Origin of the sequence: Dolichospermum sp. UHCC 0260 (genome assembly GCF_009711985.1) — a bacterium.
In the GTDB taxonomy this organism is placed as follows: domain Bacteria; phylum Cyanobacteriota; class Cyanobacteriia; order Cyanobacteriales; family Nostocaceae; genus Dolichospermum; species Dolichospermum lemmermannii.
Window position 1 is genome coordinate 1 of the sequence record NZ_VIKZ01000086.1, and the last position, 12,261, is coordinate 12,261.

12 protein-coding genes are annotated in these 12,261 nt (G+C 39.2%); 4 read left to right on the forward strand and 8 right to left on the reverse strand.

What is annotated here, in order from left to right; all coding sequences use genetic code 11:
• Window positions 1–602 precede the first annotated feature (602 nt).
• Together cobQ and FJR08_RS21830 are read right to left on the reverse strand one after the other, a co-directional pair.
• Entirely contained in the window at window positions 603–2,075 is a 1,473-nt protein-coding gene (cobQ, locus tag FJR08_RS21825; RefSeq protein WP_168634569.1) for a cobyric acid synthase CobQ, read from the reverse strand.
• A 196-nt stretch (window positions 2,076–2,271) separates the two neighbouring features.
• A complete protein-coding gene (locus FJR08_RS21830) occupies window positions 2,272–2,676 on the reverse strand; it encodes an Npun_F0494 family protein (protein ID WP_168634570.1) in 405 nt (134 codons plus the stop codon).
• 147 nt (window positions 2,677–2,823) lie between these two features.
• Between FJR08_RS21830 and FJR08_RS21835 the strand changes: the two genes are divergently transcribed.
• Window positions 2,824–3,261: a peroxiredoxin gene (locus tag FJR08_RS21835; RefSeq protein ID WP_015078425.1), complete on the forward strand. Its 438-nt coding sequence runs from the start codon at window positions 2,824–2,826 to the stop codon at window positions 3,259–3,261.
• 175 nt (window positions 3,262–3,436) lie between these two features.
• On the opposite strand, the gene FJR08_RS21840 is transcribed toward FJR08_RS21835, so the two are convergent.
• Window positions 3,437–3,841 carry a hypothetical protein gene (locus tag FJR08_RS21840; protein WP_015078424.1) on the reverse strand — a complete coding sequence of 135 codons (405 nt, stop codon included), beginning with the start codon at window positions 3,839–3,841 and terminating at the stop codon, window positions 3,437–3,439.
• A gap of 21 nt (window positions 3,842–3,862) precedes the next feature.
• Entirely contained in the window at window positions 3,863–4,747 is an 885-nt protein-coding gene (locus FJR08_RS21845; protein WP_168634571.1) for an ABC transporter permease, read from the reverse strand.
• A 205-nt stretch (window positions 4,748–4,952) separates the two neighbouring features.
• Between FJR08_RS21845 and FJR08_RS21850 the strand changes: the two genes are divergently transcribed.
• Entirely contained in the window at window positions 4,953–5,303 is a 351-nt protein-coding gene (locus FJR08_RS21850) for a DUF6464 family protein (protein ID WP_015078422.1), read from the forward strand.
• Window positions 5,293–5,433, forward strand: a complete 141-nt coding sequence (locus tag FJR08_RS21855; RefSeq protein ID WP_168634572.1) for a hypothetical protein — start codon at window positions 5,293–5,295, stop codon at window positions 5,431–5,433. Before FJR08_RS21850 ends, FJR08_RS21855 begins: the two co-directional genes overlap by 11 nt.
• Window positions 5,434–5,468: 35 nt before the next feature.
• Here FJR08_RS21855 and fmt read toward each other — a convergent pair whose 3' ends face one another.
• Window positions 5,469–6,470, reverse strand: a complete 1,002-nt coding sequence (gene fmt, locus FJR08_RS21860; protein WP_168634573.1) for a methionyl-tRNA formyltransferase — start codon at window positions 6,468–6,470, stop codon at window positions 5,469–5,471.
• A gap of 880 nt (window positions 6,471–7,350) precedes the next feature.
• On the opposite strand from fmt, the gene FJR08_RS21865 reads away from it, so the two are divergent.
• Window positions 7,351–8,601, forward strand: coding sequence for a hypothetical protein (locus tag FJR08_RS21865; RefSeq protein WP_015078420.1), 1,251 nt, complete (start codon window positions 7,351–7,353; stop codon window positions 8,599–8,601).
• A 217-nt stretch (window positions 8,602–8,818) separates the two neighbouring features.
• On the opposite strand, the gene FJR08_RS21870 is transcribed toward FJR08_RS21865, so the two are convergent.
• From FJR08_RS21870 to FJR08_RS21880, 3 genes are all read right to left on the reverse strand, one after another.
• Window positions 8,819–9,721, reverse strand: a complete 903-nt coding sequence (locus FJR08_RS21870; protein ID WP_168634574.1) for an Rpn family recombination-promoting nuclease/putative transposase — start codon at window positions 9,719–9,721, stop codon at window positions 8,819–8,821.
• Between the two features lie 119 nt (window positions 9,722–9,840).
• Complete coding sequence (locus FJR08_RS21875) at window positions 9,841–11,130, reverse strand: Glu/Leu/Phe/Val dehydrogenase (RefSeq protein WP_168634575.1); 1,290 nt, start codon at window positions 11,128–11,130, stop codon at window positions 9,841–9,843.
• Between the two features lie 183 nt (window positions 11,131–11,313).
• Window positions 11,314–12,261 (reverse strand): carotenoid oxygenase family protein (locus FJR08_RS21880; RefSeq protein WP_174783206.1); only part of this gene is annotated, 948 nt, incomplete at its 5' end.

Sequence of the window (12,261 nt, forward strand, 5' to 3'; positions counted from 1 at the left end):
TACAATTCCTGTTTGTAGGGTGTGATAGTCGGAAACGGAGGCATCAATAAAAACAATAGTTGTCGCGGTTTGACGGAGAAAAGAGTTGTTTAACATATTTTTTTCCTTTTCACTTGGTAACTAAGCTTTCATACCCGCCCTGGAACTGAAGTTCCAGGCTAATAGCTAAAGTACGTTAAAACGTACTCTGATGACATCGAAATCAAAAATTATCCTATTTCTTAAACAAATACCGCTAAAATAGTCGGTTAAAACCGACTTGAGCTTTTAGACAGGGAATTAATTCCCTGGATTGGAGGTACTGGACACTGTTGAGCAGTGGTAAACCTTTACAAATTATTATCCAAACAGGTTAAATATGTATATGATGGTAGGATGTGTTATTTGTAAACACAACCGTGATCTTTAAGTTATAAATAATCTTTTTACGACACATATTTAGGTTCACGTATGTGACATATATGCAATTAAAAATTTAAATCCTCCCTTGCCAAAATTAAGTACGAATCAAAAATTAACTCCCCATTTATAACAATAAAATGGGGGTCATTGAACTTTCTATTGATTCAACTCAAATCAGATGAACTAACAAGCATTTTAATCTATATAAACGGTGTTAAATCTAAATGTTCTTCAATTTGAGTAGCTAAAGAATCTAACATCTGTTCTCGCTGTTCTTTGTAGTTAGCCACACCTGTGGGTAAAGACTTCAAACCCCGTTGTTGCCGGAGACGATTTACCCAAGCCCGTCGCCAAGGTCCATTATCAAAAATTCCATGTAGATAAGTTCCCCAAACCGATTGACAACTATCTACTAACCCTAAATTAGCATCATCAAATAAGGGTTGACAGGATTTTTGATCTGCTGGGTTTTCTATGCGCGAGCGCCCTTGGTGAATTTCAAACCCAGTCACAGGTAAACCCGCTTGGGGATAATTGGAAGTAACTTGACGCTGACGGGCGACTTTTTGTCCTGTAATTACTGTCTTTATAGGTAATAAATTTAACCCTGGATATTTACCAGATTGTCCTTCCATTCCTTCTGGATCAGCTATAGACTGTCCCAACATTTGGAAACCGCCACAAATGCCTAAAACCGTGCCACCAGAAGCTGCATAGTTTTGAATTGCTTCTGCCATGCCGCTTTTTTGCAAAGCTATTAAATCAGCAATTGTGGTTTTTGTTCCTGGGATAATTACTGCATCTGGATGTCCTAACTCTTGCTTAGGATGCAAGTATTTTACCGTTACTGATGGTTCTGATTCCAAGGGATCAAAATCGGTGAAATTGGCAATTCTTGGTAAACGAATCACCGCAATGTTTAGTTCAGAGTTAGCTTTTGCTGGTTTGCGTTCTAGTAAATCTAGGGAGTCTTCCGCTGGGAAAACTTGTTCTAAATAGGGAATAACACCAACCACAGGTATACCTGTCCGTTCTTCTAACCATTTAATTCCGGGTTCGAGAATTGAGCGCTGTCCTCGAAATTTATTAATGACGACTCCTTTAATTAAGGCGCGTTCGTCTGGATCTAATAGTTCTAATGTGCCGACGACATGAGCAAATGCTCCACCTCTATCAATATCAACTACTAATAAAGTAGGTGCATTTAAATGTTTAGCAACCCGCATATTAGTTAAATCCCGGTGTTTGAGATTAATTTCGGCGGGACTACCAGCACCTTCACAAACTAGGGCTTCAAATTCTGTAGATAGGTATTGTAAACATTCTTTGATGGTCTGCCAACCGAGTTCAAAATATTGTTCGTAGTAATCTGTGGCACTAACTTTACCTATGGCTTTACCTTTAAGAATGATTTGGGATGTCATATCCCCCTGGGGTTTAAGTAAAATTGGATTCATTTCTACCAAGGGTACTACTCCCGCTGCCCAAGCTTGCACTGCTTGAGCATAGCCTATTTCGCCGCCACTGGCGGTAACATAGGCGTTTAAAGCCATATTTTGACCTTTAAAGGGGGATACTCGCAACCCGCGCCGGGAAAGAATCCGACAAATAGCTGTGGTTATCAGTGATTTCCCTGCGTGGGATGTTGTTCCCACTACCATGATTGCTTTCATTTTTAATTATATTTTAGTATGTTGATATTAAGTAGTGCATCTGTAAATAAGCTGTTATTTTTTTAAACTTGCATATCTCGTTATCTCGTTCCCAGTCTCAGACTAGGAATGTAGATGGCGGCTCTGCCGCTAGTGACATGAGGCAGAGCCTCAGCATTGGCATTCCTAGCCGGAGGCTAGGAACGAGGTCAAACTGTCAAAAGGGTAAACGTAACCAACGAGTCATAAAATCATTGTAGCGATCGCTCAGGGAAGGATGACGCAATTTCTGATCTTTTAACTTGACAATCAATTGATGACCCAAGGGAGTTAGGCGAAAACTGTCTGTAATGCCCTGTCCATCAACTTCTCGCCGCAATACTCCTACATCAATTAACCAGGCTAAAGCGTTTTCACAGGTCAATTCTGATAAGGGTTGCTTGGTGTAACTTTGCTGATTTCCTTTCTCCATTGCTATAGCACCTAGTTGGATACTTTGGCTAGTCATGGCTATAAACAAATTGAGGTTGAAGGGCGAACAGATTAGCGATCGCTCGGCTCTTTCTAGGGCTTTACTAGTATAAACTAAGGGTTTAAGGTTTGGGGAGTCCACAGTAGACATTTTTATTACTCTAAGTTGTGCTTTTTGTCAATGCTTTGAAAATAAATACCTCTTTGGCAGAATATTCCGTAAGCAAGTTATTTAAATATTGTAAATTATTGTAAAATCTTGATTGCATAAAGATTTTTAAACAGGACAAGGTGAATTATGCCTCTATCAGTTGGTACAGACGCACCTGCATTTACCGCCAAAGACACTAACGGCAATACAATTTCATTATCTGATTTTGCTGGTAAAACAGTAGTTCTCTACTTTTACCCCAAAGATGACACACCAGGCTGCACCAAACAAGCTTGTAGTTTCCGTGATTCTCAAGCTGAATACAAAGACAAAGATGTAGTTGTCTTGGGAGTAAGTGCTGATGATGAAGTTTCTCATCAAGCATTCACCAATAAATATAATCTGAATTTCCCTTTATTAGCTGATACCCAGAAAAGCATCATTACAGCTTATGATGTTGATGGTGGTGGTTACGCCAAGCGTGTTACCTACATCATTGATGGTAATGGCAAAATCATTGATGTTGATGCTGCTGTTAACACTACTACTCAAGCTAGTGATGTTTTAGCAAAACTGGGACTTTGATCATTAAGTATACTCAAAACGGCTTGACTGTTTGATTCTAAACCTAGGGGTTTAGCAGTGGTAAACCCCTACACATCTGGGTTCTTTGTCATTTGGCAAAAGTTTAAATCTCACCCGTGTTTAGTATAACTCCATAGGGGCGCAGGACTTGCGCCCATTATTTCCCATTTAAGTGTTATTTACCTGATGATGGTAAAATCTGTAAGGGAAGTAGATTTTGTCCAGGGATAATTGCAGAAGATCCTGGATTTTGTTTTAGTTGAGGCTGAAGAAGTTTTTGTTGTGCAGCTTTAAATGTGGCTGCGGCTAGGTCTAGCTGTTGATTTTGTTCATCAGCATTCCATTGAATAGTCCCAAAGTTGGCTTGATGAATCATGTTCATCATATCGAAACCTGAGCCATTGCCAGATAAAGGATTACTACTGCGATAGCCTTGCTGACCCAAGGTATCGCTTTCCAAACTACCAAAGGGTTGATTAGTATCAGCTAAGGTAGGTTCTCCTACTAGGATAGAAGCAAAGCTAACCCCGGCAATAGTGGCAACAATAATTTTGTGAACTGGTAAAAATGATCTTTTCATGAAAGTTCTCCTTATATATTTTTAGGCAAGACTCCGGCGTAGTTGGGGTTGAATACTCAGTAAAGCCACTAATGCAAAACCTAGTAACACTAATAACGCTCCCCCAAAGGTAACATCACCCCAAAAGGCGTGCATTACTATATCATTTAATCCCCAACTGCTGTGTAGATATAAATAGCGAATCGGTTCAATCGCATAACTGAGAGGGTTGAGGGTAGCAATAACCTGTAACCAACCGGGCATAAAGGATAAAGGCGCTAAGGCTGTGCTGGCAAATAATAATGGGAGGTTAGTGACAAAAATTACGGCGATAAGTTCAATGTGTCCGGGTAATGCAAAGGCTAAACCCAAGGAAATAGCGGTGACACCCAAAGCCAGTAGAAAGACAATGAGAGCGATCGCACATAATCCTGTAAAATCAGGTAAGCCAGCCCCTAAAAATGCCGCTGCTGCCACAATTACCGCTGCTTGTAGTAAACTTTGGCTAATAATAAAAATAGCAGAAGCAAAAACAATTGAAAAGCGTGAGGCTAGAGGTGCAACCAGCAACCGATTTAAAAAGCCAAATTCCCTATCGAACATTACAGGTAAACCGGCATTCAAAGCCCCAGCAAAAGCAGTAAAGACTATGACACCTGCTGCTAGAAATTGCCCGTAATTTGTCGTACTACCAAATAAGCCCTTAGGTGCATTTTGGAATAAAGCCCCAAATAAAACTAACCACATGACGGGCTGAATAATCCCGGCTATCAGGCTAGAGGGACGGCGTTGGAGTTGAATAAACAGACGACGAGTTAAGGCAAAAGTTTCTTGAACAATTTCTGCAAAAAAATTGGAGGTTGTATCAGCAACTACAGGAGATGAGGTTAATTGTTGCCAATTCACAGCTACTTTATCATTACTCATAGAATGTAAAAATTAAAAGGCATCAATCATAAACATTCCTGCAACTTGTTAGTTAGCAAAAAATATTTATAATTCTTAACCCTATATTACAACGAATCCCCAACAAGATCAAAGTAGAGAAATTGCCATTTTGATGCTGTTACTGTCGAAGCCAAAATACTGCGATACTATACTCTATACATAAATCACATAATATAAACTGATCATGGAGCTAAATTCCTTACCGACAGAGGTAATTTTGACACATCCGCGTCAGTCTCTTGGTAAATTACAACTTGATTGGACACCCCAACCGGGAAATTATCTTGATTTTGCCGAAAAAACCTACGTAGTTTTAGAGCGTTGCCATAGATATCAGCTTAAAGGAGGACGCTATAGTTTACACAATATCGCTATTTACGTACAAAAAGCCCAAAGACCAGAACAGAAAAGTTTAGTAGAAGGACGTTGGGTTATAGGTGATGCTACCTGTAACTATAATGCTCTTTCAGAAATTATGCGTTGTGCAGTTAATCCAGAAGGACCTTGTAAATCTTGCCGGTTCTATGAAAGTTAGTTGTCAGTTGTCAGTAGGGGCGAAGCATTTGGAAGATAAATTATCGGTCATTGCCAAAAATAGTTCTCTAAATGCTTCGCCCGTACAGTTGTCAGTTGTCAGTTGTCAGTTGTTCGTTGTCAGTTGTTAGTTGTTCGTTGTTAATTACCTATTACCCATTACCCATTACCCATTACCCATTACCTCACCGACAGTTAACCGAGTCCCATTGACAAAATCCCATCCTGACTGGGGACGTTTACCCGTTAGCTGTACTTCTCGCAATAGCAATAAACCTACCCCTGTTTGGACAATTGCTCCTAGTCCTTTAGTAATATTAACTACCTCTCCAGGCTGTCCTGATATGGTTGACAAATTGGGTATTTTATGAATTTTTTCTGGTAATGGCTCTGGTAACTCGTGAATATAGGCATCTTCTAGGGGGACAGTAGCAGTAATTTTCAATGCTTGGTTGCGAAAAGTTGCTGTACAGTTAGGATAAAATCCGCGAATTTGATTATGTAATTGGATGGCACTTTGTCCCCAGTCCAAGTTATAATCTGGCTTCTGAATCAAAGATGCGTAAGTAGCTGCGGTATGATCTTGGGGAATCGGTGTAACTTCTTGACGTTCTAGTTTGTATAGGGTTTCTATGAGTAAATCTGCACCAGTAATAGCCAACTTTTCGGCTAAAACCTGAGCATTATCTAGTAATTGAATTGGTATAGTCGCTTTTAGAAGCATATCCCCTGTATCCATGCCCCTATCCATGAGCATAGTTGTGATCCCCGTTTCTTTTTCTCCGTTATATATACTCCACTGAATTGGCGCAGCCCCTCGATACTGAGGTAAAATTGAACCATGTACATTAATACAACCTAGCTTAGGCATATCTAATATCTTCTTAGACAAAATTTGCCCATAAGCAATAACCACAAATATATCTGCTTCTATCTGCTTGAGTTGTGTTAAGGTTTCAACATCTTTTTTAACTCTTTCCGGTTGCCATACTGGAATATGATGATCTGTAGCAAAGACTTTTACTGGTGAAGGTGTCAATTTATTCCCTCGTTCTCGACGTTTATCCGGTTGAGTGACTACGGACATCACGTGAAAATCCTTGTTTTCTAAGAGTTTTTCCAAAGTGGGAACTGCAAAGTCAGGAGTGCCAAAAAATACTATTTTCATTACTTATTAATTATTAATTACGAGTCATGAGTCATTAATCAATGGTAAGTGTGTTCCTCATCACTGACAACTGCGACATCTGAATATTAATAGAATTATGTTGAGAATTTTTGATTAAGGGCAAGGAATTTTCGCAGTTTGATGGTATAGTGTTTACTATTGGTTCAGCGAAAACAGCCTCAATACATTATAATACTTTCGGTAATTAGTTGAACTATCGCCATTTGCATCTACTATTGATGATTTTTGTGTGTCTATCTGTGTTTTGCAGTCAGTTATTTCTCTACGAAATCAAAATTATTCAATAATTACCCAAGTTAAAAATAAACTGTATTTGCTTAATCGCAGCATTTACGAGTCTAAACTTCAGTTTGTAGGTTGGGTGTATGAATTTAATGTTTTTGTTTATTGTTGATTGTGCAGCGGTTAATCTCAAGTTGCCAGCAATAGATAGGTTTTAGTTGGGTAAAGCCCGCGCTGTTGGTCCGGCTATAAACAGGGTATCTTATTTTAGACTGGCTTTAGCTAAGAATGTTTTCAAGAGCAAGAGCATCTCTAAATCTTGGCTACTAGCTTTAGTCAATTAAAAATTCATCTATGTTCCACTTAAATTGAATATGGATGTTACTGATGCTAACAATAATAACGGCAGTTATTAACAGATGTAATTTACTGTTAACTTTAATCCCGTTATTTTGGATATTATGTAAAGATTATGAGGGGGTAAATGGTGATACTAAAACTTTTGTAAAGCAATACAACATTTGAATCAATTATCTTGTCGAAGCTTTTGGTTTGTTGGTAAACATATAGTCATAGCTTTTTCAATTCCCGTATAGATACTGCCCGCACTTAGCAACTGCCCCTAGAGAGTCTCATCATGCTTAAACCCCTTTTGGTGTCAGGATGGTTCCGTGTTAAACCATTTCTCAAGTACATTGCCATTGTTATAGTAATTTCACCCTTCCTGGGAATGTCTATTCATGCTACCTTAGCGAAACAATCAGAAGTAGCAAATAGTAGGGCGAAAAATAGCAAATCTCAGATAAAATTGGCAGAAAGTGCTGCTACGAGGCAGTTAAATTTACAATTTGCTCAAGTTAACTCTCACACAGGAAAAATACTTGTTGGTGAAGGAATACAGTCATTACCAAAAGATATAGTTATTTCAGGGGCAGAAAGAGAAAATTCTCAACTGGGGGATGATGTTGTTAGCAAAACTGTACCATCAGTTAATGTTGCACAACTTCAAAGCAAGACATCTATTAATCAAGCTAATTTAATTCAAAAATTAAAAGATGCCAAAGAAGAAACTGATTTAAATTCTCCAGTCAGTGGGAATTCTCAATCTCAAGAATTAGCAATATCAACAGTTACTCCTAAAAATGGAGAAATACCTGTTAGTGAACGGCCAAATGAGTCGGAAATGGCACAGACTGACCCTATAGGTAGTCCCCATCCGATACCTTGGCAATGGATTCTGGCTACTCAGGAAGCGATTGGTGCTAAAGGTGGTTCTGGTGTTCGCTACTATCGGAGTATTCCGGTGATTTCTCCTGATGGCAAATATGCGATTTATAGTCGGGTGCAAATGGAAGTAAAACCGGAAATGCACAATAGCCGAGTTAATAGCGTGTTGTTTGTGGAGGATAGACAAACTAAGCGGTTACGGGTGATGACATCAACCAGTGTGGTGATTGATCCCCTGTTAAAAAGACAGGCAATTTTGTCAGCACAAGGGGATAATGATGGTAAAATTGGGGTATTAGTGCCTGTTAGCTGGTCTGAAAAAGGCGATCGCTTTCTCGCCCGTAAGTTTGTGGCTATTTTTAATACAGCAGATGCTACAGATCAGGCTGTAATTTGGAATCGTCAACAGGATCATCTCAATGTGGTTAGTCCGGTACAATCACAAGATGATCACGAAAAAATAGCTATTTTGTTAGGTTGGAGTAAAAAGCAGCCTAATAATGTATTATTCCGTGCTGGTGAATTAGGTGAAGAAAATTGGCCTTTGTTACAAGTAGCTAATGATGGCAGAACTGTAGATATCTCGGCAGAAGGTGATCAGGCTGTGACTTTTGGTGAAAAAGGTAGCATTTGGGCAGATCCACAAGTTGCTTCGCGCTAATTGATTAATTGCCCTCAAAATGGCTTAATCCTGTGATTCTCTAGGTAGGGGTTTAGCATTGCGCTTTACCCTTACACATTTAGTTTTTTCCTAATCTCGTAAAAGTTCATGTTCCAGCCGTGTTAAGTATACTTATATTAACTACAAAAATGATTTGGGTGGTGCGTTAAGAGAATTTAACGCACTTTACCAAAGCAGTAAGATCATCAGAAATACTTTAATCTTCAACTTTTGCTAACCAGTCCAGTAAATCATCCAAACTGGTAAAATCTAACAATGCTTCACTCAAATCTTCTAAAATAGGTAATGGTAAACCAGAAATCGAAGCGCGGATTTTTCTAGACACTTTTCCAAACCGCTTAGTCAATTGTCGAAGAACTATATTCAAAGCGGCTTCCTCTAGTCCTTCTTCTCGTCCTTCCTGTTTTCCTTGTTCTAGTCCTTGTTTTAGTCCCTCTTCCCGTCCTTCCTCTTTAATTTCCCGATAAACTCGCGTTTCTTTGAGTGTTATTCCTAACATAGATTCTACCTCTTTGCGACTAAGTTGTTCAAATTTGTACATCATAATCGTCGTGATCATTTCTATTATGGCGCGACTTGATGGCAATGGTATTTCTTCATTAGTTCTTGTTAACAAATACCTTGCTGCTTCTGATGCTTGACTTTCTTCTAGGGTAGTTAATATCATCACTGCTACCCATATAGGCAATTGATGAATGTCTCCTAATTCATCCAAATATACTCGATGTACTTGGTCACTATTCAAAAATCCTCGAAGTGGATAAATATTGCTTTGTTCAGTATTACGAGATGGATAAATTATCACTGCTTGCCAATCACTAAATCTATCACGATTGCGGTAGAAATATAGAGAAGATTCAGCCAATACTCTTTCGTAAAGTATTTCATCTTTTTGGAATTGGACTTCACAGAAATATACTACTCCAGAATTATCATTTTCTGGTGGTAAAAATACGCCGTCAATTTCAAATTTTGGTTCTTTAACCGCTACGGAATCAAAGCGGTAAGCATCGGCATTTGTGGGGGGATTTGTCAATAGTTGAAATAGCAAAGATGGATATTGTTGGAATAGTTTATAAAAGATTGAATCTCGACGCATAAAGGATTTTATTTATCGTTATAAATCAGAATTCACTGGAGATGAAAAACCGACATTGAAAAAAGGTGCGTTAGGCTAAAGCCATAACACACCCCAATTAAACTAGATTACAAATACAACTAAGGATACAAACCCCGATCATTCAAAGCTTGCGCGACTCTACCTACACCCAAAGTATAAGCAGCTAACCGCAGATTTACCCCCCGTGCTTGCGACTCATGAATCACCTTGCGGTAAGCCTGAACCATCAAATGTTCCATTTCCCGGTTGACTCGTTCCTCGTCCCAGAATAGGTAAGAAAGACCTTGTACCCATTCCAAATAACTCACCACCACACCTCCAGCATTGGCTAAAATATCCGGTAACACAGTCACTCCCTGGGCTTCTAAAACGCGGTTAGCTTCCAAAGTCACAGGACCATTAGCAGCTTCTGCAACAAATCTGGCTTGAATTTGATGAACATTTTCTGCGGTAATTTGGTTTTCCAAAGCGGCGGGGATCAACACATCACAAGGTAAAGTTAGTAAATCTGCATTACTAATGGGTGTCCCTTGGGGAAATCCCACCACACTGCGACGATTTGCAGCAGCATAGGCTTTGACAGCGGAAATATCAAGGCCAGCTTCAGAAAATATACCACCCGCACCACTGGAAACAGCGATAATTTTCGCTCCTTCTTGGTGTAGTAATTCTGCCGCAGCCCCGCCCACATTACCGAAACCTTGAATTGCTACCCTTACTCCCACAAGGGATTTACCCTGATCTGCAAGTGCTTCACGGACAATAATCATGACACCACGTCCGGTCGCCATTTCGCGGCCTAGAGAACCACCAATAGATAAAGGTTTACCTGTAACTACTCCAGGTACAGAATGACCAACATTAACGGAGTAAGTATCCATCATCCACGCCATTTCTCGCGCTGATGTTCCCATGTCTGGGGCGGGTATATCTACTGATGGTCCAATGTCCTTAATTAATTCACTAATATAACGGCGGCTAATCCGTTCTAATTCCCCCACACTGAACTTTTTGGGGTCTATGGGAATTCCCCCTTTGCCACCACCATAGGGAATACCTAACAATGCACATTTCCAGGTCATCAGCATTGCTAGGGCGGATACTTCCCGTAATGTCACCGCTTCATGGTAACGAATCCCACCTTTATAGGGTCCTAAAATATCGGAATGTTGTACCCGATGTCCTGGGAAAACCCGGATTTCGCCATTATCCATTTTTATGGGAATGGAAACTGTAACAACTTTTCGCGGATGACTGAGTATTTCTACGATACCTTGATCTAATTTTAATTCTTTAGCCGCCCATTCTAAATAGCTACAAGCTTGATCATAAGGGCAAATGTAGGCTGAAGATTGAGTTTCCATAAGTGGGAGAGACGTTGTTACCATAATTCTTACTCCTCATCACGGTATCTTTGTAAACCGGATTGATATAGTTAGCTTACCCTCTTTTTGAGAAAAGATATCAATTTTGTAGTTTTTGTTACAGTTTTATTTTTTTGTAAGATACTCCGCGATATCCCCAACTTCTTCGAGAAGTCGGGGATATGAGGGTTACTAGTTAAAATGGACTCAACCCAAATTTTCGATAAATGTCTCTTGTGTAAAACTCCCATGTAAACCATAGGGAATATGATGTTTCAGATGTAGTTTTGCAACTGGTTTCTCTTTTTCCAGATTTTCAGCATCTAAAATCACTACATCAGAACGATGATGTTCTGCATCATAAACTAACGCTATTAACCACCCATCATCTTCTGTTTGGGAATTTGGACGAGGAATAAAAATTGGTTCCCCTATAAAACCTCGCGGTGCTGCACTCCATAGTTGTTTTCTTCCTGACTCTAAATCTACCTTAAAAATGGCTTGTAATGGTGCATTCACCGTTGATTGATGAGCGGCAGCACTATATAAATAACGATAGGATTTACCTACGTAATTCGGGTGAATTGTGGGAAATTCAGTGGGACGAGGATCTATTAACTGATTTTGCACTTTATTCTCTGATAAATTCAGATTAAATCGCCATAGTTGGGGAGGTGAATTTGTATCAAAATCAGTTTTTCGATAATCGCTATTGGGTTCGACTTCTGTTAATGATTCATAGCAGATAGAATCAATGATAATTTCATTTCTCAGTTCAAAAGCATTAACATGATGGAAAATAAAACCGGCTTGGGTTTCTAAAACTTTGACATTTTTAGTTTGTGTTTTGCGAGGGATAATAATAATTCTTGTGGGTTGATTTTTTTGAAATTTAATACATTGGGCTGCGCTGGATATTCCCAAAGCAAAAGGTATGGGGTTAAAATCAACAGGATTTTGAAAGAAGATACAGTAATTTTCTGTAATTACAAAATCATGAATAAAACAAAAACCAGGAACGCTATGATTTTGTTTGCTGGTAATTTCCCCATTTGTGTTCAATTCAAAGATTGTAATTGTGGTTGATAGTCCCGGTTTAATAGCAAAGTTGACTAAGGTGCCATTTGGATCAATTCGTGGGTGGGCGCTAAAGCA